The 24,080-nt window shown below is 63.2% G+C and carries 22 protein-coding genes and 1 pseudogene; 8 read left to right on the top strand and 15 right to left on the bottom strand.

Annotation, left to right across the window (positions count from 1 at the left end; all coding sequences use genetic code 11):
• Positions 1–88: 88 nt before the first annotated feature.
• The gene (locus MOP87_RS11550; protein ID WP_027915726.1) at positions 89–409 is read right to left on the bottom strand and encodes a DUF2388 domain-containing protein; all 321 of its coding nucleotides are present in this window, start codon (positions 407–409) and stop codon (positions 89–91) included.
• Between the two features lie 227 nt (positions 410–636).
• Between MOP87_RS11550 and MOP87_RS11545 the strand changes: the two genes are divergently transcribed.
• Positions 637–1,263, top strand: coding sequence for a glutathione S-transferase (locus MOP87_RS11545; protein WP_027915727.1), 627 nt, complete (start codon positions 637–639; stop codon positions 1,261–1,263).
• Positions 1,264–1,277: 14 nt separating this feature from the next.
• Here the strand turns inward: MOP87_RS11545 and mrdA are convergent, their stop codons facing one another.
• The gene (gene mrdA, locus MOP87_RS11540) at positions 1,278–3,173 is read right to left on the bottom strand and encodes a penicillin-binding protein 2 (RefSeq protein ID WP_242809523.1); all 1,896 of its coding nucleotides are present in this window, start codon (positions 3,171–3,173) and stop codon (positions 1,278–1,280) included.
• Positions 3,174–3,452: 279 nt separating this feature from the next.
• On the opposite strand from mrdA, the gene MOP87_RS11535 reads away from it, so the two are divergent.
• Entirely contained in the window at positions 3,453–3,944 is a 492-nt protein-coding gene (locus MOP87_RS11535; protein WP_059183940.1) for a cysteine hydrolase family protein, read from the top strand.
• 28 nt (positions 3,945–3,972) lie between these two features.
• On the opposite strand, the gene MOP87_RS11530 is transcribed toward MOP87_RS11535, so the two are convergent.
• Together MOP87_RS11530 and MOP87_RS11525 are read right to left on the bottom strand one after the other, a co-directional pair.
• A complete protein-coding gene (locus tag MOP87_RS11530) occupies positions 3,973–4,671 on the bottom strand; it encodes a pirin family protein (RefSeq protein WP_027915730.1) in 699 nt (232 codons plus the stop codon).
• 803 nt (positions 4,672–5,474) lie between these two features.
• Positions 5,475–5,891: a hypothetical protein gene (locus MOP87_RS11525; RefSeq protein ID WP_242810564.1), complete on the bottom strand. Its 417-nt coding sequence runs from the start codon at positions 5,889–5,891 to the stop codon at positions 5,475–5,477.
• A 124-nt stretch (positions 5,892–6,015) separates the two neighbouring features.
• Here MOP87_RS11525 and MOP87_RS11520 point away from each other — a divergent pair, with 124 nt between their 5' ends.
• The 3 genes from MOP87_RS11520 to MOP87_RS11510 all read left to right on the top strand — a co-directional run bounded on the left by MOP87_RS11520 (position 6,016) and on the right by MOP87_RS11510 (position 10,570).
• A complete protein-coding gene (locus tag MOP87_RS11520; protein ID WP_242809521.1) occupies positions 6,016–8,487 on the top strand; it encodes a UvrD-helicase domain-containing protein in 2,472 nt (823 codons plus the stop codon).
• Positions 8,488–8,663: 176 nt separating this feature from the next.
• Complete coding sequence (locus tag MOP87_RS11515; protein ID WP_027914793.1) at positions 8,664–9,590, top strand: alpha/beta fold hydrolase; 927 nt, start codon at positions 8,664–8,666, stop codon at positions 9,588–9,590.
• Positions 9,591–9,676: 86 nt separating this feature from the next.
• Positions 9,677–10,570 carry a sterol desaturase family protein gene (locus tag MOP87_RS11510; protein ID WP_197873879.1) on the top strand — a complete coding sequence of 298 codons (894 nt, stop codon included), beginning with the start codon at positions 9,677–9,679 and terminating at the stop codon, positions 10,568–10,570.
• Here the strand turns inward: MOP87_RS11510 and MOP87_RS11505 are convergent.
• The 4 genes from MOP87_RS11505 to MOP87_RS11490 all read right to left on the bottom strand — a co-directional run bounded on the left by MOP87_RS11505 (position 10,547) and on the right by MOP87_RS11490 (position 13,044).
• The gene (locus tag MOP87_RS11505; RefSeq protein ID WP_145280071.1) at positions 10,547–11,230 is read right to left on the bottom strand and encodes an AraC family transcriptional regulator; all 684 of its coding nucleotides are present in this window, start codon (positions 11,228–11,230) and stop codon (positions 10,547–10,549) included. The two genes, MOP87_RS11510 and MOP87_RS11505, sit on opposite strands and share 24 nt — an antisense overlap.
• Positions 11,231–11,248: 18 nt before the next feature.
• Entirely contained in the window at positions 11,249–11,818 is a 570-nt protein-coding gene (locus MOP87_RS11500; protein ID WP_027914794.1) for a hypothetical protein, read from the bottom strand.
• Positions 11,819–11,888: 70 nt separating this feature from the next.
• Positions 11,889–12,275: a VOC family protein gene (locus tag MOP87_RS11495; protein ID WP_027914795.1), complete on the bottom strand. Its 387-nt coding sequence runs from the start codon at positions 12,273–12,275 to the stop codon at positions 11,889–11,891.
• A gap of 148 nt (positions 12,276–12,423) precedes the next feature.
• Positions 12,424–13,044: a biliverdin-producing heme oxygenase gene (locus tag MOP87_RS11490; protein WP_242809520.1), complete on the bottom strand. Its 621-nt coding sequence runs from the start codon at positions 13,042–13,044 to the stop codon at positions 12,424–12,426.
• 119 nt (positions 13,045–13,163) lie between these two features.
• Here MOP87_RS11490 and MOP87_RS11485 point away from each other — a divergent pair, with 119 nt between their 5' ends.
• Positions 13,164–13,655: a GNAT family N-acetyltransferase gene (locus MOP87_RS11485; RefSeq protein WP_049695852.1), complete on the top strand. Its 492-nt coding sequence runs from the start codon at positions 13,164–13,166 to the stop codon at positions 13,653–13,655.
• Positions 13,656–13,778: 123 nt separating this feature from the next.
• Here MOP87_RS11485 and MOP87_RS11480 read toward each other — a convergent pair whose 3' ends face one another.
• Positions 13,779–15,149 carry an 8-oxoguanine deaminase gene (locus MOP87_RS11480; protein WP_242809519.1) on the bottom strand — a complete coding sequence of 457 codons (1,371 nt, stop codon included), beginning with the start codon at positions 15,147–15,149 and terminating at the stop codon, positions 13,779–13,781.
• A gap of 192 nt (positions 15,150–15,341) precedes the next feature.
• On the opposite strand from MOP87_RS11480, the gene MOP87_RS11475 reads away from it, so the two are divergent.
• Positions 15,342–16,553, top strand: a complete 1,212-nt coding sequence (locus MOP87_RS11475) for an MFS transporter (protein WP_242809517.1) — start codon at positions 15,342–15,344, stop codon at positions 16,551–16,553.
• Here MOP87_RS11475 and MOP87_RS11470 read toward each other — a convergent pair.
• Positions 16,523–17,458 carry a LysR family transcriptional regulator gene (locus tag MOP87_RS11470; protein WP_027914800.1) on the bottom strand — a complete coding sequence of 312 codons (936 nt, stop codon included), beginning with the start codon at positions 17,456–17,458 and terminating at the stop codon, positions 16,523–16,525. The two genes, MOP87_RS11475 and MOP87_RS11470, sit on opposite strands and share 31 nt — an antisense overlap.
• A gap of 237 nt (positions 17,459–17,695) precedes the next feature.
• Here MOP87_RS11470 and MOP87_RS11465 point away from each other — a divergent pair, with 237 nt between their 5' ends.
• Positions 17,696–18,247: a sterol desaturase family protein gene (locus tag MOP87_RS11465; RefSeq protein ID WP_080992844.1), complete on the top strand. Its 552-nt coding sequence runs from the start codon at positions 17,696–17,698 to the stop codon at positions 18,245–18,247.
• Here MOP87_RS11465 and MOP87_RS11460 read toward each other — a convergent pair.
• The 5 genes and pseudogenes from MOP87_RS11460 to fni form a co-directional block, all read right to left on the bottom strand.
• A pseudogene (locus MOP87_RS11460) lies at positions 18,171–19,103 on the bottom strand (phytoene/squalene synthase family protein); the annotation flags it as partial. The gene MOP87_RS11465 and the pseudogene MOP87_RS11460 sit on opposite strands and share 77 nt — an antisense overlap.
• On the bottom strand, positions 19,100–20,590 hold the full coding sequence (locus MOP87_RS11455; RefSeq protein WP_242809515.1) for a phytoene desaturase: 1,491 nt from the start codon (positions 20,588–20,590) through the stop codon (positions 19,100–19,102). The gene MOP87_RS11455 and the pseudogene MOP87_RS11460, both read right to left, overlap by 4 nt.
• Positions 20,587–21,753: a lycopene beta-cyclase CrtY gene (gene crtY / locus MOP87_RS11450; protein WP_027914804.1), complete on the bottom strand. Its 1,167-nt coding sequence runs from the start codon at positions 21,751–21,753 to the stop codon at positions 20,587–20,589. Before crtY ends, MOP87_RS11455 begins: the two co-directional genes overlap by 4 nt.
• A complete protein-coding gene (locus MOP87_RS11445; RefSeq protein WP_197873873.1) occupies positions 21,738–23,015 on the bottom strand; it encodes a glycosyltransferase in 1,278 nt (425 codons plus the stop codon). The genes crtY and MOP87_RS11445 overlap by 16 nt, the downstream gene beginning before the upstream one ends.
• Entirely contained in the window at positions 23,012–24,058 is a 1,047-nt protein-coding gene (gene fni / locus MOP87_RS11440; RefSeq protein ID WP_197873872.1) for a type 2 isopentenyl-diphosphate Delta-isomerase, read from the bottom strand. Before fni ends, MOP87_RS11445 begins: the two co-directional genes overlap by 4 nt.
• Positions 24,059–24,080 lie beyond the last annotated feature (22 nt).

The raw sequence follows: 24,080 nt of genomic DNA, 5'->3' as shown, positions 1-24,080 counted from the left end.
TGACGAGTGTAGCCCCAGTTCGGGCCCAGGGCTTGCAGGGAGGGCTACGACCGGCGTTGGCCACTACGAAGGCCAACGCCGGCGGCAGTCATTGTTGGGCGACCAGAGGGTCGTCCTGGGAGAGAATGGCGCGAGCCAGTTCTTCATCGTTGACTTGCAGGCCGGGGTGGTCCTTGCGTGCTTGCTGCAAGGCAGCTTCCACGTAGGCACCACGAATGGCACCACCGCTGGCGACGAATGCAGACAGCTCGTCACGGGCAGGAATGATGCGCTTGTCATCCTTGAACGTTGAGTACAGCGAAGCCGAGACACCGGCCGAGGTGGCAATGTCGCGGCCGTCGACGCGGGCCATGGCAGCGCCGGCAGGCAATAGAAGCAGCAGTGCGGGTACGAGGGCAAGTTGGCGCATGTCGTGTTCTCCAATAGGTGAAGCCCAGGGGATTACCACTATTGGTGAGAGGCTACGCAGGTGGGTGGAGTTCCATCACCGAAGCGTTAGCCGATGGTCTGCTCATACGGGACAGGATGGGGCTGGTCAACCGGCCTGGCAACCATCGACGCCAGGCCCGGTTGACCGTACCGCCACCCGCGTGCTCTGCTCAGGGGCCCACCCTGACAGCCATCGAGGGCTGCACCATGTCTGAATACACGTTGCATTGCTTCGCCGAATCCGGGAATGCGTACAAGGCTGCGCTAATGCTCGAGCTGACCGGCCAGGACTGGCAGCCAGTGTTCGTAGATTTCTTCAACGGCCAGACCCGCGACCCGGTGTGGCGTGATGAGGTGAACGAGCAGGGTGAGGTGCCGGTGCTGATGCATGCGGGCACCTGCTTGACCCAGTCGGCGTTGATCCTCGAGTACTTGAGCGCACAGACAGGCCAGTTCGGCCCGGAGCATGAAGAAGATCGGCGTGAGATCTGGCGCTGGATGCTGTTCGACAACCACAAGTTCACCAGCTATTACGCGGCGCTGCGCTTTCTGTTGTGCCTGAAGAAGACGGGCGAAACCGAGGTGACGACGTTTCTGCGCGAGCGCGCCGCCGCAGCCTACCGCATCGTCGATGGGCACCTGGCCGGCACGCCATTCATGGTCGGCGCGCGGGCGACCATCGCCGACTTGTCGCTGGCCGGTTATGTGTTCATGCCCGAGGACACCGGTATGGACGTGCAGCAGTACACGCACATCGAAGCCTGGAAAGCCCGCCTGCAGGCGTTGCCAGGCTGGCAGCACCCCTACGATCTGATGCCCCGCGTCGCGCCCTGAACGGATAGCCGATTTCAGCCGTGGGCAGGTGGCTTGACCGCCGAGCTGCCGGCGTACTCGGGCTTGAGATGACCTTGATCGTCCAGCAGGTAAGCGTCCATGACCTCGCGGACTACCGGACCTGCGACCCGCCCACCGGCTTCGCCGTTTTCGATCATCACCGCCACGACCACGCTAGGGTGCTCGGCCGGAGCGAAACCGACGAACAAGGCGTTGTCACGGTGCCGTTCCAGGGTCTTGTTGCGGTTGTAGCGTTCCCCTTGCTTGATGGCCACGACCTGGGCCGTGCCGCTCTTGCCGGCAATGCGGTATTGCGCGCCGGCAGCGGCAGCACGCGCGATGCCGCGCGGGTCGTGCATGACCATTTGCATACCTTGGCTGACCTGGTCCCAGGCGCGTTTGTCGTGCAGGACGATATCGGGCATGGGGTTGGGGTCGACCGGCGCATCGCCACCGACGGTCATCGCCAGGTGCGGGCGGTGCCATACGCCCTTGCTGGCCAGCAGACTGGTGGCTTGGGCCAACTGCAACGGCGTGACCTGCATGTAGCCCTGGCCAATGCCCAGGATCAACGTTTCACCCGGGAACCAAGGCTGTCGGCGGGTCGCGCGCTTCCATTGGGCCGAAGGCATCAGCCCGGCTGCTTCTTCGAACATGTCCAGCGACACCTTCTGGCCGAGGCCGAACTCAGCCATGTAGTCGTGCAAGCGCTCGATACCCAGTTTGTGCGCCAGGTCGTAGAAGTAGGTGTCGTTGGAGCGCATGATCGCCGTGTACATGTCCACCCAGCCATCACCGCTACGGTTCCAGTTACGGTACTTGTGGTCGTAGTTGGGCAGCTCGTAGTAACCCGGGTCGAACACCCGGTTGCCCGGCGTGATCACGCCGCTGTCCAGCCCGGCAATGGCCACCTCGGGCTTGACCGTCGAACCTGGGGCATACAGCCCGCGCAGCACGCGGTTGAACAGGGGGCGGTCGATGGAGTCGCGCAGTTGGGCGTACTGCTTGAAACTGATGCCCTTGACGAACAGGTTGGGGTCAAAGCCCGGGTTACTGACCATCGCCAGCACATCGCCGTTGGCCGGGTCCAGCACCACCACCGAGCCACGGCGCTCGCCCAGGGCCTTTTCCGCCGCCAATTGCAGGTGGGCATCGAGGGTCAGCACGATATCCTGGCCTGGGGTAGGGGCCTTGTGATTGAGCACGCGCATCACCCGGCCCTGGGCATTGGTCTCGACTTCCTCATAGCCTACGTGGCCGTGCAACTGACTTTCATAGAAGCGTTCGATGCCCGTCTTGCCGATCGACTGAGTACCCCGGTACTCGGTGCTGTCCAGGGTCTTGGCTTCTTTTTCGTTGATGCGCCCTACGTATCCGACCGAATGGGCGAAGTGCTCGCCCAGCGGGTATTCGCGGATGAATTGCGGCTCGACTTCAAGGCCCGGCAACCGGAACTGGTTGACGGCAATCAAGGCAATCTGCTCTTCGTTCAAGCCCACCATCAAGGTGACCGGTTCGAAGGGTTTGCGCCCGCGTCGCAGATCCTTGTCGAACTGCTTGCGGTCCTCCTCATCCAGTCCCAGGACCTGGGTCAGGGTGTCGAGCACCTTGGCGCTGTCTCCGCCGGTCCGTTCACGGGTCATGCTCAGGTCGAAGCTGGGCTTGTTGTCGGCCAGCACGGTGCCATTGCGGTCGTAGATCAAGCCTCGCTCGGGTGCGATCGGCAGTACATGGACGCGATTGTTCTCCGAGACGGCGCTTTGCTGGTCATGCTGGATGACTTGCAGCACATATAACCGACCAATCAGGATGGCGACCAGGCTGAAGACCAGCGCAGCGCAGGCCAGTAGCCGGCGGTTGACCAGGTGCTTTTCCTTTTCATGGTCCTTGAGGGGGATCGGTTGGGGCATGGGCTCTGTCTGTAGAAGGCTGGGCGCGCAGGCGTGGGTCCTGCCTGGTGCCGGATGGGGCAGTGATGCTACGCAAGCTGCATGCCTGCCTCAAGGCGCGTAGCCGCATGGTGAGCAGACCCAGGCCCAGGCCGCCCGAGCCTGTGGGGCTCAGGCCTGCATGAAGATTTGTTCATCAGCCTTGCCGAGTACTGTCCCGCACCAGCAGGTTTGGCTTCAACGCGCTCTTTAGGCCCAGGCGGGTATACTCCGTGGCTTTTTTCATGACAGAAGGTGCTCATGCGTCAGGTCCTGCTCATCGTGGACGTCCAGTCCACATTCAGCCCGCCGGAATGGTTGATCGACGGGCTGCGACTGCTGTCGGCCAATATACCTACCATCGCCTCGGTCGAGTTGCACGATGAGCGGGTGACACCGTTCGAGCGGCAATTGGGCTGGCATCCGGCTGCCCAGGATGAAAGCCTGATCGAAGCCGATCAGGTGTTCATCAAGCATGGTTACGGGCCGGGTACCGAAATGATCGAGTACCTGCACGGTCTGGGGGTGCAGCGTGTGCTGGTGAGCGGTTTGCAGACCGACACCTGTGTGCTGGCAGCCGGTTTCGCGCTGTTCGACGCCGGGTTGATGCCGACGCTGGTGACTGACATGACGGTCGGCTCCTCGCTGGATCGCTCGGCGAAGATGGGCATCGCCTTGTGGGCGCATCATTTCCGCCAGGTCACCACGTCCGCCGAGGTGTTGGCTGAGTTGGCCCAGCCGGGCAATCCTTGAGGGACTGGCCCGGCTGGGTGCTACTGTCTCAGGCAACGTCAACCAGCACGATTTCGCTGTCTTCCAGGGCTGTGACCTGCAGCAGCGTTTCTTCGGCGATGGCCACGCCGTCTCGGGCATTGGCTTTCAGCCCATTGACCTCGATGCGGCCCTTGGCCGGGACCAGGTAGCCGCGACGCTTGGGGTCGAACCGGTATTCGGCGGTTTCTCCGGCGCGCAGCGTTGCGGCGACCAGGCGGGCATCGGTACGAATCGGCAGGCTGCCTTCATCGCCATCCCTACCACTGGCCAGGGTCACGAAGCCTTCGCCGCGTTCACCCTTGGGGAACGGGCGTGTACCCCAGGACGGTGCTTCACCACTGCGCTCGGGCACGATCCAGATCTGGAAAATGCGCGCGTCGCTGTCCTCTTGGTTGTACTCGCTGTGCGCGATGCCCGTGCCGGCGCTCATCACCTGCACGTCGCCGGCCTCGGTTCGGCCCTTGTTTCCCAGGTTGTCTTCATGGGTGATGGCTCCTTCGCGGACGTAGGTGATGATTTCCATATCCCGGTGAGGGTGGGGCGGGAAGCCGCTGCCAGCGGCGATGATGTCGTCGTTCCAGACGCGCAGGTTGCCCCAATGCATGCGTGCTGGGTCGTAGTACTCGGCGAATGAGAAGTGGTGGTGCGCATCGAGCCAGCCGTGGTTGGCGGCGCCGAGGGTGTTGAATGGTCGTAGTTGAAGCATGATCGGACTCCTTCAAGGGGTGGAATGGGTCCATCATGCGCTAATGAAACATCTAAAATAAGCGTAAATATCGGCTTTTTTTAATCGAATAAATAGATATCTTTTTTGAGGTAACCCTCTATATTGCCGTTGCCGTTGCCGTTGCCGTTGCCGTTGCCGTTGCCGTTGCCGTTGCCGTTGCCGTTGCCGTTGCCGTTGCCGTTGCCGTTGCCGTTGCCGTTGCCGTTGCCGTTGCCGTTGCTTTGCTTTTGCTTCTAAGCGCGCGGTAGCCCAGGCAACACAGATCGCGACTTCAGGAGGCCGAGCGCAGGGCTTGCGGAGGGAGGTGACGGGCATGGATGCCCGTCAAGCGCTGGGCCCCAGGATGGGGCCTGCAGCGCGGTCCTCCCGGGAGCAAGCCCGGAGCGAGGGAACCCCGGAGCGTAGCGTAGGGGCCGGATGATAGGAGCAGGCGGTTTTTGCTTACTTTTTGACAAGACAAAAAGTGAGCCGCCGTAAGGGCGGAAAGGTGACTGTGCGCCACCCGCGCCAATGAATACCAACTTGCTGTATGCGCCCACGCTTTGAAGTTTGAAGTTTGAAGTTTGAAGTTTGAAGTTTGAAGTTTGAAGTTTGAAGTTTGAAGTTTGAAGTTTGATTGGATTGGTGTGGGTATTGATAGAGAGCATAGTCCGTTTGCGATGGCGACGCTTAATCACCTTTTCGCCCTTACGGCGAGTTACTTTTTGTCAAACGCCACAAAAAGTAACCAAAAAAGGCTGCGCTCCGTTCATACGGCCCCTACGCTGCGCTTCGGGGTTCCCTCACTCCGGTCTTGCTCCCGGGAGGACCGCGCTGTAGGCCCCATCCTGGGGCCCAGCGCTTGACAGGCATCTATGCCTGTCACCTCCCTCCGCAAGACCTGCGTTCGGCCTTCTGAAGTCGCGAAGATCAAAAGCAAGATCAAGATCAAGATCAAGATCAAGATCAACTGCAACTGCAACTGCAACTGCAACTGCAACTGCAACTGCAACTGCAACAGCAGTAACAGCAGTAACAGCAGTAACAGCAATAGTCTTAACTACGATATTGGAATTAAAAGTTTCAAACTTGACTTGATTAAATGGCTTGAGCCTCGCATATGGCTCAACGATACACTCTTTCCCCTGCGGAAGCGGCCTTGCCGGGCGCCGAACCGAGCGCGATGGGCCGCTAACCCAGCGTACGTCACCCTCGGTCAAGACCGCGCAAGCCTACTCCCCCTTGCCCCAGCCGTGACCCCCGATGTTTTCCCACGCATTCGCTGGCGCTTTTGCGCCATTGCGGCGAACATTGCCGGCTGATTTTGCTGCCAACGGAGTGACTGTGGCCAACGAGCAACCCAAGGCCCTCGCCGAACTGATCCCACCCACACGGCTACCCTGGCTTAAACGGCTCATCGCCCAGTGCCTTGGGCGTGGCCTGACCCGCATTCAGGCGCAACACCCTCATTCCTGGTGGCTGGGCCATGCCGATGGCCAGCACCAGGGCCGTGACGAAGGCCAGCGCGCAGGGTACGAACGTGGCCATGCGCAAGGGTACGAGGCAGGCCAGCAAGTGCTGGTCATCCGTGACCATCGCCCCGACACCCCGGCCGTGCCCGGCCAGGACGATCACCTGTTCGAGGATTGGCGACTGGCCTTGACCGCCGACCTGAAGAAACGCTTCAAGGCCGACGTCGCCCAGCGCCTGCCCAGCCACGCGCAACCCAGCGCCGCGCAATGGAAACTGATCTTCAGCGACACACCCTCCACCTGCGTGGTGGCCGGGGCAGGGGCGGGCAAATCCACCTCCCTGGTGCTGCGAATCTTGCTGCTGCGTCACTACCTGGGCTACGAACTCGACGCGATGACGGTCGTCACCTTCACCCGCGAGTCGCGCAAGGACTTCATCAAGCGCTTGGTGCAGGTGTTCGCGCTGTGGGATGTTCACCTGCAACCGGCACAGGCGCGCGAACTGGTCCGCACCTTCCACTCCCGCATCCTGCCCCTAGTGCGCAGCCTGCCTGGGTTCGAGCACGTGCGCGCGTTCGAGACCCTGGGAAACGAGATGCCCGCCGGGCGCGAGGCCGAGGCCGACAGCAACCCGTTCGACCTGCGCCTGAACGATGCCCAGCGCCAACAGCTCAATCATTGCTACAGCACCCTGCTGGCGGACAGCCCGCGCTTTGCCGAGCTGATCGGCCACTTGCGCAACGAAGCCTTGCAACTCAAGCCGGTGGATCCGGATAACCCCGAGGTGCAGAAACGCGCCCAGGTGACGCAGCTGGCTGCGCAACGCGACGAAGAGCTGTGCGATGTGATCGAGGACCTGTGGTTCGCAGCAGGCGCTTGGCCGATCCAGGGCATTGAGCCGACGCGCGACACCGTGGAGATCCGTGGATGCCGTTTTCATGTACACGGCCGGTTGGGTGCCACAGGGCCCTTGGTGGTATTGGGCTTCGACCCCTCCGAGAGTGCTCAGTACCAACGACCCGGCGCCAAGCTGGCCGTACGCGGGGAGTGGGCAGTCAAACGAACCCTGTTGCAGGCATTCTGCGACCAGCCGTTGATCTGGCTGGACAACTACGCCATGGCCCGGCGCCTGGCCGCTTCGCTGGCGGGCGACGCCGTGACGGGGCCGGGGTTTGAATACAAGGTCAAGGGCGAGCTGTCCGCCGCGCCGCTGCTCGACGCATTCGTCAGTGCCGCGGGCTTTATCGAAAACCTCGGGCTCGAAGTGAACACGGCGATTGCCGACATGCGCTTCGTGCCAGGCGACAGCGACGCGCTGTTCTTCGAAGCGTTAGCCCTTTACTGGAAGGCGTTCGAAGCGCATCTGCTTGATCAGGTCCCTCCGGTCATGAGCTACAACCGCATGTTCGCGCTGTTCGGGGAAAACAACCCGGAAAACCTGCAGCTGTTGCCCGACCCGCTGCTACGGCCGCTGGCGCATCTGATGATCGATGAATTCCAGGACGTCTCGCCGCAAATCGTCAGCTGGCTGCGGGCTTCCCTGCGCGAAATCCGCAGGCGCGGGCCCGGGATGAATGTCGGCCGCCATGCTCAGCACTCGTCGCTGTTGTGCGTGGGCGATGACTGGCAGTCGATCTATGGCTGGCGAGGCAGCTCGCCCAAGTACTTCACCGAATTCACCAAGGCGTTTCCAACGCCCGCCAGCACTCGAGTGATGATGGTGGAAAACTATCGCTGCCAGCAGCAGGTCATCGATGCCGCTGAGCACCTGGTCAAGGGCACACCCACCATCGCCGGCAAGAAGGCCCGAGCCGCTGGCCCTGCCGCTGAACTTGCCGGGTCACCGGTCAAGGTCTTCGAGCGTGACGAGGCCGCCCTGGGCCAGACCCTCATCGAGCATTACCAGCGCGGCGAGTCGGTGCTGATGCTCTACCGCAAGGGCAATGACCGGGCAGCGATGAGCGAACACCTGGAACCTGTGCTTCAGGCCGAGGCAGCAGTGCCCGCCGAGCAGCGGCGTCTTCGCCAACTCACCTACCACAGCGCCAAGGGCTTGCAGGCCGATGCGGTGTTCATGCTGGGCGACTGCCAGTACCTGACCAGCTCGCCCTACAAGAACCAGGTGTACCGCCAGGCGGGCCTGGGCAAGGCGGGCGACCCGCAGCCGTTCGACACCGCCCAGAAAGAGGAGGTGCAGCGCTTGGCCTATGTGGCCGTGACCCGAGCAGTTCAGCATTGCTACTGGCACGTGGAACCGGCCAATGGCGACGCCGCCGTGGCCGCTCGCGCTTCCAGCCGCGTCGATGGCCGCCAGGACTGTTTCGAAGACTGCCGGGGTCGGTGACGGTTAAGTCACCGTCGGTAAGGGGCCAGTGGTGGCCACTGGCTTGCGCCAAGGTGACCTGTCGGCGCCCTGCGTGCTCCGGCGCAAGGGTTGCCGCAGACGACAGGCGTCGTGGAATGCGGCGGCGTGTTCGGTCTGGTGTACGTGCATCAGGCTGCCGATCAGGAAGCATACCCATGCGATCAACCACCACACCCAAGGATCACCCGCTGGACATCAATGGCATCGAAGTGGCGGTGCGCTGCTGGGGCCCGGAGGATGGCATTCCCGTACTGGCCTTGCATGGCTGGTTGGACAACGCCGCCTCGTTCGAGCGCCTGGCACCCCTGCTCGATGGCTGTTTCGTGGTAGCCCCCGACTTGGTCGGCCACGGACGTTCCGACCATCGTCGTCATGACAGCGGCTACTACTTGTGGGAGCACGCCGAGGACATGCTGTCGGTCACCGAAAGCCTTGGCATGCGGCAATTCCATGTGCTGGCGCACGGCATGGGCACCGGCGTGGCTTCGCTGCTGGCGGCCATGACCAGCGGGATCGCGAGCATGACCTTCCTCGACGGGATGGGAGCACCGTTCACCGTGGCCGAGCATGACCGCGTGCAGCACCTGGCACGGGCTTATCGCCTTAAGCGCATGGTCCAGCGTACGCAGATGCAGGGCTTCAACGAACGGGACGTGCAACGCTTCGACGATCTGGACAGCGCGCTGGCGCAGCGCCGCGAGCGGCTCGACACCGACCTGTCTCAAGAAGCGGCGAGGTTACTGGCGCTGCGCGACCTGCTCCAGCTCAACGACGGTTATTGCTGGCGACACGACCCGCGGTTGGTGCTCCCAGAGCCCATGCCGCTCACCGAGCCTGAAGCTTGCGCGCTGCTCAGCCAGATTCGCTGCCCGCTGTACCTGATGTTCGGCCGGCAGGGCGCTTTCACTGGCGAGGCTTTCGACCGCCGTGAAGCGGCATTGCCGCCCCAGGCGAAAGTGTCCTGGCACCCAGGCGGCCACCATTTCCACCTCGATGCGCCGGACCGTGCCTTGGTTGATCAACTGCTGCGTATCCTCGCGCGCCATGAAGGCGCCGTGTTGCAGCGGCTGGTCAACGAGTAGCGCCCACACACGGTTGCGCCGTTCGTTCAAGCGCGGGATCGGCCGGGACGGGGACACTAGGGGCTCCTGTCTTTCTGGAGTTACCCATGCGCTACCTCTACGCCCCTGTGTTTTTCTTTGGGTTCATAGGCGCTGCCCTGGCAGTGGCGATGAACACCCATCTGTGCTGGTTGCTGCCCTTGCTGATGGGCGCCGTGGCGGTGTCGCGGCTGTGCGAGCGTGTCATGCCGTTCAAGTCACGGTGGAATCACTCGCAGGGCGATAGCCAGCGAGACGCCTGTCACGCGTTGATAAACGAAGCGCTGACATGGTTCAGCGTTTTCATGGTCGTACCGCTGACGGCGTTGCTGCCGGACACCGGGCTCTGGCCCGTGCATTGGCCTTTGGTCTTGCAGTTGCTGATGGCGATCATCCTGGCCGACCTGGGCATTACCCTGGTGCACTACGCCAGTCACCGCAGCGCGTGGCTATGGCGTCTGCACGCCGTGCACCACAGTGTGACTCGGCTTTATGGGTTCAATGGCTTGATGAAGCACCCCGTGCATCAGATGCTCGAAACCCTGGGCGGCACCTTGCCATTGCTGATGTTGGGCCTGCCAGTACCAGTCGCTGCACTCCTGGCATTTTCCGTGTCCGTGCAGCTGCTGTTGCAACATAGCAATGTGGACATGCGCATCGGCGCCTTGCGCCATGTGTTCGCGTGGGCACCGGTACACCGTCTGCATCACCTGAAGTACGGCACCCACGGCGACGTCAATTTCGCTCTATTCCTGCCGCTGTGGGATCGCCTGCTGGGCACCGCGCTGCACCTGCCCGACTACGCGCTGCGCGATGAGGACGTAGGCATTGGCGATCGCCCTGATTATCCCCGGACCTATCTGGCACAGCTGCGCGAGCCTTGGATGAGAAGTGAGGTGCACCCACCGGCAGTGCTGCCTGCTGCACTGCGTCAGGCACTAGCCAGGCGCGCCCAGTCGTAGGTCGCGCACGATTTCGCTGGGGGTGAGCCCGAAATGGCGGCGCATGCTGCGGGATAAGTGCGCGGAGTCGGCGAAACCGGCTGCGAGCGCCGCTTGGGTCAGGTTGGCACCGGCCAGTGCCTGCTGCACGGCCATCCGCAGGCGCTGCCACAGCACCAGGCGTCGTACCGAAACCCTTAGTTGGCTAGTGCACAGGCGCTCCAGTTGACTGATTGAAAGCGATGCAACGCTGGCCAGTTCATGAGCAGGCAGCGATTTCTCACCGATTGCGCGCACGCGACCAAGCGCTTTTGCCAGGCGTGGGTCCAACGCCGATCGTGGCCATGTCCGCATACGCATGGCAAGTTGCTCTACCGCGTTGGCTGATTCACCCAGGCATTGCAGGTCAGCCACACAGAACGCCAACGGCTCTGCAAACAGGGTGATGCACTGCACGCTCTCGCTCAGGATGGCATGAGCCTGTTGCGAAGGGATCAGTATTCGCGGGCCGCTGTAGGTACGCCCGTCCAGGCAGACCTCGACGTCGGCATCAAGCCCAATCAGCAGTTGATGGGCGTAGTGCTGGTGGCTGTCGGTGCGCCCCAGTCGTCCTGTCACCAGGCAATGGTCCTCGGCCAGCCAGATCTCGCCCTGCCAACCTGGCTGCGCTGCGCGGTTCATGGCCACAGTGAAGAGGTTTCAGTCAAAGTAGCCTCGCAGGCTGAAGCTGTACCCCGTGTCCGCGGTGGTGTTCGCCACACGCCCGCTACGCTTGCTCAGGACGAACTCGAAGGTGGGCTCGTACAGCCCATCGCGCACGCACGCACCGGCCAGGACTTCGACCTCATACCAACCGTTGTCCAGTTCGATCACCGGGCGGCCGGGCTCACGGTAGCGCGCCATCAAGTCGCCCAGTGTCTTGGGGGTGAAGTACTGGAGGATGCGCCAGGTGTACAGCATCACAGCGCCATGCTCGACGTTCAGCGAATAACCACCGCGCTGGTGCTTGAGCCGGCTGCCCGGCTCGCGCAATTTGGGCATTTGCCCATCGAGCGTGAACACCACGTGATAGGGGAGGTTGTCGACGCCGGCCACAGGCAGCACCACGCCGTCGCGCACGGCCATGTCGCCGCTGTCATGATGGGTGAATTCGTGGGCCAGGTCGTCAGGCAGGCCATGCTCCTGCTTGAAGCGCTCAAGCAGTTGAATGTCACCTAGCAGAAAGTAGTCGACCAGGTCGTTGAGCACTTCGTCGAACTCATGACGCATCGCATGTCCTTGGGCAACGATCGGTAGGGCCGCGCCAGTTGAACTGGCGCAGGCGGTTTGCAAGGGGCGGTCAGTGTAACTGGGTAATCTGGATGAGGTTGCCGCAGGTGTCGTCGAAGATTGCAGTCAGGACGTTATCGACCTCGGCGGGAGCCTGGTGGAACTTGACACCGGCAGCGGATAGCCGGGCATATTCGCCTTGAATGTCACGCACCGCGAAGATCGCGGTGGGGGTACCGTCTTCCTTGAGCGCAGCCTTGTACGCTTTCGCCGCGGGATGCACCTCTGGCTCCAGTTGCAATTGCACGCCGTTGGGGTCGTTGGGCGAGGTCAGGGTCAGCCAGCGGTGCTGGCCCATGGCGAGGTCTTGTTTGGGTTCGAAGCCCAATACGTAATGATAGAAGGCAAGCGCTTTGGCCTGGTCGTCGACAAGAATACGGGTGAGCATGATCTTCATGGGCGCACACCTATGCCGGGGTCGTTAAGTACCAGTAAAGACGGCCCATGGCGTTTGGCAATCCAGCTCAGCATCAAATCGCTATTTTGTTCATGCCATCGGCGTATCCGGGCCGCAAGCTGGCGCCTGGCCAATGCAGCACAAGCGTTCAGCCTTCGCAGGTGTGCGCAGCGGCTTGCAGGTCAGCGGCGAATACCTCGGTGACCTTCGTCCGATAGGCTTCAAAGGCTGCGATGGCGCCGGCGATCACGCCAGCTTCCTGTTGTTTATCGAGTTCAAGGCCGTCGATTGCGCTCACGAACGCCTTCCAATGCAGCGCCCGTCCTTGCGGGTGCGCTGCCAGGTGCCGCGCACCCAGGCCTTCGTCCAGGCCAAGGCGCTGGGTGTGCTTGAACAAGAAAGCGGCGCCCAGGTTCGATCCTTCGCTGCAATACAGCCAGCCCAGTGCATGGGCCGGGTCTACCTTCACGCTCGTCGGCAAGGCAGGTGGCAGTTGTCCCAAGTCGCGAATGTCCTGCTCGACCGCTGCAAACCGCGACAGCGACGAGAGGCCCGGCAGCCACGTATTGAGGTGGGGGTCTTTGTAAAGTCCCAAGAGGCTGCCGTGAAAATGATGCTGTACCAGCAGGAAGCGCGCATAGCGCGCCCTGTCCTGAAAAGGGTGGGCGGCCATGACCAACTGATCGACACCGTCATGTTCGCGGTGGGTGGCCGCTTTGAGGCGTTTGCAACGGCTCGTCTCCAGGGGTGGCACGGGTACTGCGATCATTCGGTAAGTCCGTCGCGGGCAGAAAGGCCTCCATGATGCGTGGCGGTGAGCATCGCAGCAAGCGTCAGGCACGGTTATCATGGTCGCCGTATCGTTCAGACCCAAAGGAAAAGCCGGTCATGCCTTCGCTTCAGTTCCGTACGCCGTCCCTGGAGGACGCCAGCCGCTGCCACGCCATCGAGATCGGTGCTTACGAGGGAGACGAAGCGGCCACGCTGGAAAAGATCCAGACGCGCATCAGTCAGTATCCACAAGGTTTTCTAGTGCTTGAAAGCGACGGGGCCATCGTGGGCTTCATCAACAGTGGTTGCGCCCATCAGGTCGTGATGTCGGACGAAGCGTTCAAGGAGCTGGTCGGGCATGACCCCGATGCCCCCAACGTGGTGATCATGTCGGTGGTGGTCGACCCGGCTTACCAGGGCCAAGGTCATGCAAAGCGGTTGATGGAAGCGTTCATTCTGCGGATGAAAGCCTGCGCTAAGCAGACCATCCACTTGATGTGCAAGGAACAGCACGTGCCACTGTACCGCAAGCTGGGCTACAAGTACGTCCAGCCGTCACCTTCCGACCACGGCGGCATGGCGTGGCACGAGATGGTGATGGTGCTGTAAGCCTGTTGCCGTGCGGTGCCTACAGGGTGAGCTTGCCGTCAGACGGGGGCTGGCTTGCCGGCAATGGGCTGCGATGCAGCCCCGCAGGCACTTGGCAGCCAGCACCTTAAGGCACCGCCTCTATCAGCCCGCGACCAACTGATAGGCCAGGCGGTTGTGGCGCTCGAGTACCCGTGGCAGGTCGACAGTCACCAACTGACCTTCCCTCACCACCACCTTGCCGTTGATGACGCTGGTATGCACCTGGGTCGGGGTGCAGAACACCAGCGCTGCAAGCGGGTCATGATGGCCGCCGGCGTAGGCTACATGGCCCAGGTCGAAGGCGACGAAATCGGCGACCATGCCCGGTGCCAATGCGCCGATGTCATCGCGGTTGAGCACCTTGGCACCGCCCAAGGTAGCGATTTCCAGTGCTTCACGGGCCGTCATCGCGTCCGGGCCAAACCCTACGCGTTGCAGCAGCAGGGCCTGGCGAACCTCGCCGATCATGCTGGCACCGTCGTTGGACGCCGAACCGTCCACCCCGAGCCCGACCGGAACGCCATGATCGCGCATGGCGCGTACCGGAGCGATACCGGAAGCCAGACGCATGTTCGAGCATGGGCAATGGGCGACCCCGGTACCGGTGCGGGCGAACAGTTCGATGCCATGCTGGTCCAGTTGCACGCAGTGAGCGTGCCACACGTCGGGCCCGACCCACCCCAGGTCCTCGGCGTACTCGGCAGGGGTCATGCCGAATTTTTCCCGGCTGTAGGCAATGTCATTGACGTTTTCGGCCAGGTGCGTGTGCAGCGATACACCATGTTGGCGAGCCAGAACAGCCGCTTCGCGCATCAGGTCGCGGCTGACCGAGAAGGGCGAGCAGGGCGCGACCACGATCCGGCGCATCGAGCCATGGCTGGCATCGTGGTAGTCCTCGATCAGGCGCTGGGACTCCTTGAGGATATCCGCTTCCTTTTCCACCACCGAGTCCGGCGGCAGCCCGCCCTGGCTCTGACCCACGCTCATGCTGCCGCGAGCAGCATGAAAACGCATGCCAATTTCGGCAGCCGCATGGATGCTGTCGTCGAGCTTGCATCCGTTGGGGTAGATGTACAGGTGATCGCTCGAGGTGGTGCAACCGGAAAGGATCAGCTCAGCCATGGCCGTCTGGGTCGAAACTGAAATCATCTCGGGCGTGAGCCGTGCCCAGATCGGGTACAGCTGGGTGAGCCAGTTGAACAGTTCGCCGTCCTGGGCGGCTGGCACTACCCGGGTCAGGCTCTGGTACATGTGGTGGTGCGTGTTGACCAGCCCAGGGATGACGACCTTGCCGGACATGTCCAGCACCTCGTCCGCCTGCTGGGGAAGGGTTTCGCTGGGGCCAACCTGCTTGATCAGGTTGTCTTCGATGTACAGCCCACCGCCGCGGATTTCGCGACGCTCGCCATCCATGGTGACGAGCAGTTGGGCATTTTTGATCAGTAGCGTTCTTGAAGTGTGTGCAGATGACATGGTTGATGCCTGTTGCAATACGCGCCGGCGATGGCCAGCGTCGTAGGCGACGCGGCTATGTAATCAGGAAACGGGGAAGTTGTATACATTGAGCTGATTGGTGAATTTGCGTCATCCCATATGTGAAAATCGGCCAAAAATAAGACCTGCGCGATCGAATAGACTGGCGGCCAACGTCTTGAGAGTTTTTCCATGCCTGCCGCATCTTCCACCGCTTCACCCGTCGACGAAGCTCCACGGGCAGCCATCAGTATTGCCATCCTTGCGTTTTCAGCTTTCCTGATCGTCACCACCGAGTTTCTCATTGTGGGCCTGTTGCCTGCCCTGAGTCGCGACCTGGGGGTGTCCATCTCCATGGCGGGACAACTGGTAACGCTGTTCGCCTTCACGGTCATGTTGGCAGGGCCGTTTCTCACGGCCATGCTGGCGCACCTGGACCGTAAACGGCTGTTCATCACCATCCTGCTGGTCTTTGCCGCGGCCAATGCCCTGGCGGCCGTGGCCGACAATTTCTGGGTACTGGCCGTTGCACGTGTCATACCGGCATTGGCATTACCGGTGTTCTGGGGGACCGCCAGCGAGACAGCAGGGCACCTCGCGGGGCCCGAGCATGCAGGGCGCGCGGTGTCGAAGGTTTACCTCGGCATCTCTGCCGCCATGCTGTTGGGCATCCCGCTGGGCACGTTGGCCGCTGACGCGTTGGGCTGGCGTGGCGCGTTCTGGGCGCTGGCGGGGCTTTCGCTGGTGATGGCCGTGGCGATGAGCGTCTGGATGCCCCACGTGGCCCGGACCGCCAAGGTGGATTTTGCCCGCCAGGCGCGGATCTTCACCGAACGCTTCTTCGTGGCGAACGTGCTGCTGTCGATTCTGGTGTTCACCGCGATGTTCACCGGCTACACCTACTTGGCCGACCTGCTCGAGCGTGTGGCGGGTGTGGCCCCGGCTCACACCGGTTGGTGGCTGATGGGCTTCGGTGCCGTTGGCCTGCTGGGTAACTGGATCGGGGGGCGTGCCGTCGACCACTCCGTTCTCAAGGCTACCGCGGGCTTTCTGGTGCTGCTGGCGATCGGCATGGCCGCGCTGGTGCCCTTGGCCCATGCAGGCCTGGTTTTCTGCCTGGCGCTGGCCTTGTGGGGTATCGCCAACACGGCGCTCTACCCGGTTTGCCAGGTGCGCGTCATGGCGTCGGTGAGCCACGCCAAGGCACTGGCTGGTACTGCCAACGTGTCGGCTGCCAACGCAGGCATCGGCCTGGGTGCGGTGCTCGGTGGCATGACCATCGACGGTCTGGGGATTGCCTACCTCGGTTATGTGGCCGCCGCAGTCGCGGTGCTGGCGCTGCTGGCAGTGCCCGTGGTAGCCAGGCTGGCACCTCAGACGGGTTCGGCGGCACGCGTGCCGTGAGGCGCGAGCCTGGGCAACAGGTAATCGAGCAAGGCACGCACCTTGGGTAGGTGCTCGCGACGCTTGAGCCAGACCAGGTTCATCGGCAGGCCATCGGTCGCCAGCTCCGGCAGCACCTCGATCATCCGTCCTTGATCGAGGTGCTGCTGGGTCAACCAGGTGGGTAGCTGCCCTATACCGTGGCCGGCCAGCACCGCCGCGACCTCGCCTTCGCCATCACCTACGGCGATGCGCGGCTGTACCGTGCGACGCTCCATCTCGCCAGGCTGGCGCCCTTTGAAGAACCACGGGCTGACCAAACCGTCGGTGTGCCCATAGCCCACGCAGTGGTGGTGCTCCAGGTCCTCCTCGCTTTGCGGCGTACCATAGGTGTCGAGGTAGTCGGGGGCTGCACAGAACATCAGGCGCTGGGCGCCAAAGTACTGATGGCCCAGGGCGGCGGGCCATGTATCGGGGCCGCCGATGCGTACCACGATGTCGATGCCTTCCTGCACCGGATCGACGAAACGGTCGGAAAACGATACGTGCGGCTGTAACAGCGGATGCTGCCGGGTGAACGCCAGGATCAGCGGCAGCACATGCAGGCGACCGTAGGAGGCGGGCAGGTCAATGCGTACCCGTCCGTGAGGTTCATTACCCGTCGTGGCGAGGGTGTGTTCGACTTCTTCCAGATCGGCCAGCACCGACGTGCAGGTGCGGTAGAAAACCACGCCGGCCTCGCTCAGCGACAACCGGCGTGTGGTGCGCTCGAACAGGCGAACGCCCATGCGCGCCTCAAGGCGCGCAATACTTTTGCTGACCGCCGAGCTGGTAAGGCTCAGTCGCCCGGCCGCTGCCGTGAAGCTGCCAAGGTCGGCGACCGCGACGAAGACGTCGATCCCTTTGAGTCGTTCTGAGGAGTGCATGGCCGGCCTTTACATGGGTTCGTGGTGCAGACCCCGGCAGCATAAGGGATCCTGAGATGGCGTTTCAGGGTTAAAGCATCGGGCAGGGCTGGATAGCGCGTTGCCAACGGAACACCAGCCCATCTTGCACACTCATAGGCTTTGCGCCAGCGCCTTGGGTAGATCATGCTGTACCCACCGGGCCCCGACGCACCAAAGGACTGCCCCCATGTTCCCTCTTGCCTGGATAGCCTGCGCATGACCCTGACGTTACTCACCTTTTTCGGCACCCTGGCCGCCATGGAAGGCGTGGCCTGGTTTGCTCACAAGTACATCATGCACGGCTTCGGCTGGGGCTGGCACCGCTCGCACCATGAGCCACGCACGGGGATCTTCGAGAAGAACGATCTCTACGCCGCGGTGTTCGCCGTGCTGGCGATCATTCTCATCGCCCTGGGCAATGCCGGCTGGTACCCGTTGCAATGGGTAGGCGCAGGCATGACGGCCTACGGTGTCCTGTATTTCGTTGCCCACGACGGCCTGGTCCACCGGCGCTGGCCTTTCAAAGTGGTCCCGCGCAAAGGTTACTTCAAGCGCCTGTACCAGGCACATCGGCTTCATCATGCCGTGCAGGGGCGCGAAGGCTGTGTGTCGTTCGGTTTTCTGTACGTACCCACTATCGAACGGCTGCGTCGGCAACTTCGGGCGCTGCATGGGGGGCCGCTGCGGGCGAAGGGCGCTGCCACAGGCGAGCTGGGCGCTGAGGGTGGCGATGCAGCCGACAGCTCAGCGCCTGCCAAAACCCCGTGACCAAGGCACCGACCTTTTCGAGTTTTGACGTAGACAGCCGGCCGTCCCAGGCGTCGACCCCGGCGCTGTCGACCTTCAGGCCGATGCGCCGGTAAACCTGGCCTGCCGTGGCCACTGCCCACGCCGAGCGAAGCGGCAAGGCCTGCAGCCCGGCCTGGGCGCTGGCGTAGTAGGGTTCGGCGTGGGCGACCAGGCGCCTGGCCAAGGTAGCGACGGCTGCGCGATGACGCACATCGGCCAGGTCGTCTGCACTGAGGTCGAATTCCGACAGCCAAGCCTGAGGCAAGTAGCAGCGCCCGACCTTGGCATCATCGACGATGTCCCGGGCGATGTTAGTCAGCTGCATGGCCAGGCCCAGGTCGCAGGCCCGGTCCAGCACGCGGGCATCTTGAACACCCATGACCCTGGCCATCATCAGGCCCACCACACCTGCTACGTGATAGCAGTAGACCATGACCTCATCCAGGGTCTGGTAGCGGCAGGCGGACACGTCCTGGGCGAAGCCTTCGAGCAAGTCGAAGGCTTCGGCGCGGGGAATGCCGTGGCGCCTGGCCACTTCGCGCAGTGCGGCGAAGGCCGGCTGGTTCACGGGCAAGTCCGCGCAGGCGGCCTCCGTCTGACGCTGCAGATCCAACAGGCGCACCTGCGCTTCTTCCTGGCTGATGACCACCGCCTCATGCCCGGCTTGCTGACCATCGATCACGTCATCGCAATGGCGGCACCAGGCATACAACAGCACAGCGCTGCGCCGGGTATGGGCATCGAACAGCCGGGCTGCTGCGGCAAAGCTTTTCGAACCCACGGCAATGCTGTGTTCGGCATGGGCAAGCAACTGGTCGTGGTTCGGTGCGGTCATGCGCCCAGGTCCTCGAGCATTAGGCCTGCGGTGGCCTTGGCCGAGGCGATCACGCCTGGCACACCGGCCCCTGGGTGCGTGCCTGCCCCCACCAGGTACAGATTGCTCACTTCGCTGTCACGGTTGTGCGGGCGGAACCAGGCGCTCTGGGTCAGGATGGGTTCCAGAGAGAACGCCGACCCCAGGTGGGCATTAAGTTCTTCGCGGAAGTCCAGCGGCGTGAAGGTGCGGCAGGTGACCAAGTCCTCGCGCAGGCCTGGAATGTAGTGACGTTCCAGGTAGTCGAGAATCTTGTCCCGGAACCGTGGCCCTTCCACCTCCCAGTCGATGGCCGCGTTGCCCATGTGCGGTACGGGCGCCAATACGTAGTGGCTCGAGCATCCTTCCGGGGCCAGGCTAGGGTCGGTGGCGCAGGGGGTATGCAGGTAGAGTGAAAAGTCTTCGGCAAGCTCGTGACCGTTGAAGATTTCGTCAATCAGCTCCCGGTAGCGCGGGCCAAAGCACACCGTGTGATGACGCAGTTGCGGCTGCGTGCGCTTGAGCCCGAAGTGCACCACGAACAGCGAGTTGCTAAAGCGCTTGCCCTTGAGCCGCTTGCCTTCCTGTTCACCGCGAGGGTGTTCGGCCAGCAGGTCGGAGTAGGTGTGCACCACATCGGCATTCGAGGCGACTGCGTCTGCCCGCCAGCGCCGCCCGTCCTGGGTGCGCACGCCGGTCACGCGGCTGCCTTGGGTTTCGAACGCGGCCACCTCGGCATTGAGCTCCAGGGTGCCGCCCAGGTCGGTGAACACCTTGGCCATGCCCTGCACCAGCGCGCCCGTGCCGCCTTTGGGGAACCAGACACCCCAGGTGCGCTCCAGCGCATGGATCAGCGTGTAGATCGAGGACGTGGCGAAGGGATTACCCCCGACCAGCAAGGCGTGGAACGAGAACGCCTGGCGCAGTTGGTCATCTTTGATGAACCGCGCCACCATGCTGTAGACGCTGCGCCAGGCTTGCAGGCGAGCCAACTGCGGGCCGGCATGCAGCATGTCGCGAAAAGACAGGAAGGGCACTGCGCCAAGCTTGATATAGCCTTCCTGCAACACGGCCTTGGAATAGGCCAGGAACTGTCGATAGCCTTCCACGTCCTTGGGCTCGAAGGCCTCGATCTGGCGCTCCAGGTCGGCTTGGTCATTGCCATAGTCGAATGCCCGGCCATCCTCCCAGCACAGGCGGTAGAAAGGCGTTACCGGCAGCAATTCCACGTACTCATGCATGGGCCGGCCGGCGAGGGTGAACAGGGCTTCGATGGCGCTCGGGTCGGTGATCACCGTGGGGCCTGCGTCGAAGGTAAAGCCTTGGTCGTGATAGACGTAAGCGCGGCCACCTGGTTTGTCGCGCGCCTCGAGCAAGGTCGTGGGGATACCCGCGGCCTGCAGGCGGATGGCTAGGGCCAGGCCGCCAAGGCCTGCGCCGATGACCAGGGCGGATCGTTCGTTGCTCATGGATAATCCTTGAAATGGGCAGGGGAGTGTCGCAAGGCAGCCTTCATGGCCTCGCCGACGGGCACAGGCGGTTTGCCGCACAGGATCCGCAGGCGATCACGCAGCGTACTCTGGCCTGCGTAGAAACGGGCGATCAGCCCCTCAGGCAATCGATAAAAGCGCTGCATCACCTGCCAGCGACGGTTCGGCCGGCCGGCCAGAAACAGCATTCGGTTGAGCAGGCGATAGAACCCTTGCTCACGCCAGCGTCGATGCAGGTAGGCGCCCAACGCGGGCTTGAGCGACGCCGTGTCCTCCAGCGCTTGCGTTGACAACCAGTCGGCCAGGCGCACGGCATCGGGCAGGGAATAACCCGTGGTGCAGTGAAACAATCCGGCCCGCAGGCCAACGGCGAGCGGCCCGTGCTGTTCGTTCCACCAGGCAGGAAAGTCGTCGACCAGGGTAATCGGCAATACGCCCTGTTCTTCACGCAGGCACTCGGCGACGTGCCAGCCGCGCTGCTGCAGGTAGCACTCGATGTGCTGGCGCAGCTGCTGCGCGGCGGGCGCCTGGCTGTCGACGTAATGGGTGTCCTCCACCAGCAAGGTGTCAGCCGTGAACGGCAGGACATAGACGAAGCGATAGCCCTCGCCTTGAGGTACGCGTGCGTCCATCAGAATCGGTGCGACCAAGCCATGGGGGGCCGTCAGACGTACGACCTGCCCGAGGAACGCCTGCTGGCCGAGGACCCGGTGAGGGCTGTGCTGCATGCCCCGGCCATCGATCACCACCGCGGCGTGCAAGGTTTCGCCACTGGCGAGCGTGACATGGCTGGCACCCACTTCGGCGACCGCGCAGTCGGTGCGCAAGCTCGGGCCGAGGGCTGGGGTGATCACCTGCGCGAAACGCTCGCTGGTAATGCTCGCATAGCCGCCTTCCATGCGCCTGGAAAAAGCCGGGAAGTGCACGTGGTACGCAGGCCAGCGCTGCTCCACCAGCGGGGCGAGCCAGCGCAGTTGCTCGGCAGTAAGGTCGGCGTCGTGGAAGGACCACGTATGGTTGCCGCCCAGGACCGGCCCTTGCTCCAGGCACAACACGCGCCATTGCGGGCGCAGCTGCTGCAGTCGCCAGGCGATCAGGCCGTTGGCCAACCCCCCACCTACCAGGATCAGGTCATAGGGCACGGTACATTCTCCGAAATGCTGGGCTGGCCACTGCGCAGAGCGGCTTCGATGAGGCTGGCAGCGCGCTGTACGCCACCGCAGGTGGCAAGCTCGGCTTCAAGCGCCGCATCACGTGGTGCAGCCTCATCAAGCAGCTGACGCAACGCTTGGCCAATGGCCGATGCGCTGGCACGTTTGGAGAGCACCCGGCCCAAGCGGTGATGGCGCACCCGTGCGGCCACGCCGGGCTGATCGAATGCAATGGGCATGACCAGCAGCGCTGTGCCGGCGCACACGGTATCGAGCACCGTGTTCAAGCCGCCATGGCTGATCACCACATTGGCTCGTCGCACAGCCCAGTGCTGGGGGGCGAAGTCGGTCACGACGGTGGCACCGATCTGGCGTAGCCGTGCCTGCTGATGCGCGTCCAACCCACCGCAGTGAGCTACCAGCAACTGGGCATCCAGGCCCCGGCAAGCCCTGGCAATCCGTGCAAACAGATCGAACCGGTGGCCCTGCAGCGTTCCCAGGCTTGCGAATACCAAAGGCTTGCCGGATTCGAAAGACCAGTTGGGGCTCGCCTGGGAGGGCGTGCTGCGTAAAGGGCCGACGGCGTGAAAGTGCTTGGGTAGATCCGCTCTTGGGAAATCCAGATGCAGAGGTGTCTGGCTCAACTGGGCCAGCGGCGAGAGAAACTCATGGGCACCGCTGCGCGGTGGCAGCCCGTGGCGATGACACGCCTGCACTAAGGTGTCGTGCAGCGGGCGCATGAGCCAGTCATGGACTTGAGCACTGCCTTCGTAGAGGCGCGCATCCAAGCCGAGCCCGAAGGGCATCACGGGCAATGGCAAGCCCGGTTCGCGATTGATCGGCAACGCGCAGGCCACCGAAAAGAACGGCAGGTTGCAAGCCTCGGCCACCAAGCCGCCTGCGGGTTCCATCTGGTCGCAGATCATCGCGTCGACCCGATGGTCCCTAAGGGCCTGCGGCAGGTTGCTGATCAGCATGCCGGTGGTGTGCGCCAACTGCTTGATCAAGCGACGCAGACGCAGCGGCCCGGCGGGGTCGGCCACGCGACGCATGGCGAGGTCAAGGCTGCCCGGCGGGCACTCGGCATGGCCAATGGCGACGAAGCCCAGCCGCGAGTCACTCAGCCAGCGTTCGGCTTCGGGCTGGTGAAAGAAACTGACCTGATGGCCGCGTTCGACCAACTCGCCGCCCAGCGCCTGCATGGCTGCAAAATGGCTGGGGTAGGGTGGGGCGACCAGGGCGAAGTGGCTCATTTGGGGTCGAGCTGGGCATTGACCAGTCGGGCCCGGCGCAAGTGCGCCAGCGTGGCGGAGCCGGTGCAGAAGCAGGCGATACGCAGTTGCCGGATGATCACGTCGAAATGTGAGACCACCGCTTCGGTAGACGTCATCGCAGAGGTCAGCACGCCGGCAGCCTGGCCCACCAAGTCTGCCCCCAGGCGGATGGCCTTGGCCGCGTCCACCCCATCGCGCACCCCACCCGAGGCGATCAGGCCAACCGTGGGCACGGCTCGGCGCACGGCAAGCAGGCTCTGGGCGGTCGGAATGCCCCAGCCGCTGAAGGCCATTGCCACCGCACGCTCAGCAGGGTCATTGGCGCGCTCCGCCTCGACAGCGGCCCAGCTCGTGCCGCCGGCGCCGGCCACATCGATCATGGACACGCCAGCGTCGTACAATTGCCGGGCCACGCCTGGGGAGATACCGGCGCCTACTTCCTTGACGATGATGGGCGCGTGAAGCTGCCCGGCGACGTGCTCGATGCAGGCGAGCACCCCGTTCCAGTTGCGGTCCCCCTCGGGCTGAACGGCTTCCTGCAAGGGGTTGAGATGAATGATCAGGGCGCTGGCATCGAGTGTATCGACCGCACGGCGGGCAAGGTCTACACCATCAGCCTCGCGTAACTGGGCGGCGCCCAGGTTTGCCAGGAGCGGGACGTCGGGTGCGAGCCTTCTCAGCTCCGTGGTCAGCCCCTGGTCCTGGCCGCTGCGCAAGCTAACTCGCTGCGAACCCACGCCCATGGCCAGGCCCAAAGCCTGCGCAGCTTCGGCCAGGTGCTGGTTGATGAACCGTGCGCGCTCAGCACCGCCGGTCATCGAACTGATCAGCAGTGGTGCGCGCAGTGCCATGCCGAACAGCTCGGTACCCAGGTTGACGTCTTCCAGGGCCATCTCAGGCAGTGCACAATGTTCGAAACGCAGCGCCGACCAGCCAGCATCGACCCCATGCGAGATGGTGCCGGCGGCCAGAACGATATCGAGGTGATCATCCTTGCGTTGACTCAACGGGCTTTTGTTCATGCCGGCTCCACTGCCAGGGAAT

Source organism: Pseudomonas sp. I3-I5 (assembly GCF_022699445.1).
Classification (GTDB): Bacteria; Pseudomonadota; Gammaproteobacteria; order Pseudomonadales; family Pseudomonadaceae; genus Aquipseudomonas; species Aquipseudomonas fulva.
The sequence above is the reverse complement of the archived record's forward strand: the minus strand, read 5'-3'. Positions and strand labels throughout refer to the sequence as shown.

Coding starts and splice junctions, on each gene's coding strand:
- MOP87_RS11500 (WP_027914794.1), bottom strand. CDS start 11,818: ATGCGTCATGAGTTCGACGAAGTGCTCAACGACCTGGTCGACTACTTT.
- mrdA (WP_242809523.1), bottom strand. CDS start 3,173: ATGCCCCAACCGATCCCCCTCAAGGACCATGAAAAGGAAAAGCACCTG.
- MOP87_RS11465 (WP_080992844.1), top strand. CDS start 17,696: ATGACCCTGACGTTACTCACCTTTTTCGGCACCCTGGCCGCCATGGAA.
- MOP87_RS11510 (WP_197873879.1), top strand. CDS start 9,677: ATGCGCTACCTCTACGCCCCTGTGTTTTTCTTTGGGTTCATAGGCGCT.
- MOP87_RS11505 (WP_145280071.1), bottom strand. CDS start 11,230: ATGAACCGCGCAGCGCAGCCAGGTTGGCAGGGCGAGATCTGGCTGGCC.
- MOP87_RS11490 (WP_242809520.1), bottom strand. CDS start 13,044: ATGATCGCAGTACCCGTGCCACCCCTGGAGACGAGCCGTTGCAAACGC.
- MOP87_RS11480 (WP_242809519.1), bottom strand. CDS start 15,149: ATGTCATCTGCACACACTTCAAGAACGCTACTGATCAAAAATGCCCAA.
- MOP87_RS11515 (WP_027914793.1), top strand. CDS start 8,664: ATGCGATCAACCACCACACCCAAGGATCACCCGCTGGACATCAATGGC.
- MOP87_RS11470 (WP_027914800.1), bottom strand. CDS start 17,458: ATGCACTCCTCAGAACGACTCAAAGGGATCGACGTCTTCGTCGCGGTC.
- MOP87_RS11545 (WP_027915727.1), top strand. CDS start 637: ATGTCTGAATACACGTTGCATTGCTTCGCCGAATCCGGGAATGCGTAC.
- MOP87_RS11475 (WP_242809517.1), top strand. CDS start 15,342: ATGCCTGCCGCATCTTCCACCGCTTCACCCGTCGACGAAGCTCCACGG.
- MOP87_RS11445 (WP_197873873.1), bottom strand. CDS start 23,015: ATGAGCCACTTCGCCCTGGTCGCCCCACCCTACCCCAGCCATTTTGCA.
- MOP87_RS11495 (WP_027914795.1), bottom strand. CDS start 12,275: ATGAAGATCATGCTCACCCGTATTCTTGTCGACGACCAGGCCAAAGCG.
- MOP87_RS11550 (WP_027915726.1), bottom strand. CDS start 409: ATGCGCCAACTTGCCCTCGTACCCGCACTGCTGCTTCTATTGCCTGCC.
- MOP87_RS11535 (WP_059183940.1), top strand. CDS start 3,453: ATGCGTCAGGTCCTGCTCATCGTGGACGTCCAGTCCACATTCAGCCCG.
- MOP87_RS11455 (WP_242809515.1), bottom strand. CDS start 20,590: ATGAGCAACGAACGATCCGCCCTGGTCATCGGCGCAGGCCTTGGCGGC.
- MOP87_RS11485 (WP_049695852.1), top strand. CDS start 13,164: ATGCCTTCGCTTCAGTTCCGTACGCCGTCCCTGGAGGACGCCAGCCGC.
- fni (WP_197873872.1), bottom strand. CDS start 24,058: ATGAACAAAAGCCCGTTGAGTCAACGCAAGGATGATCACCTCGATATC.
- MOP87_RS11530 (WP_027915730.1), bottom strand. CDS start 4,671: ATGCTTCAACTACGACCATTCAACACCCTCGGCGCCGCCAACCACGGC.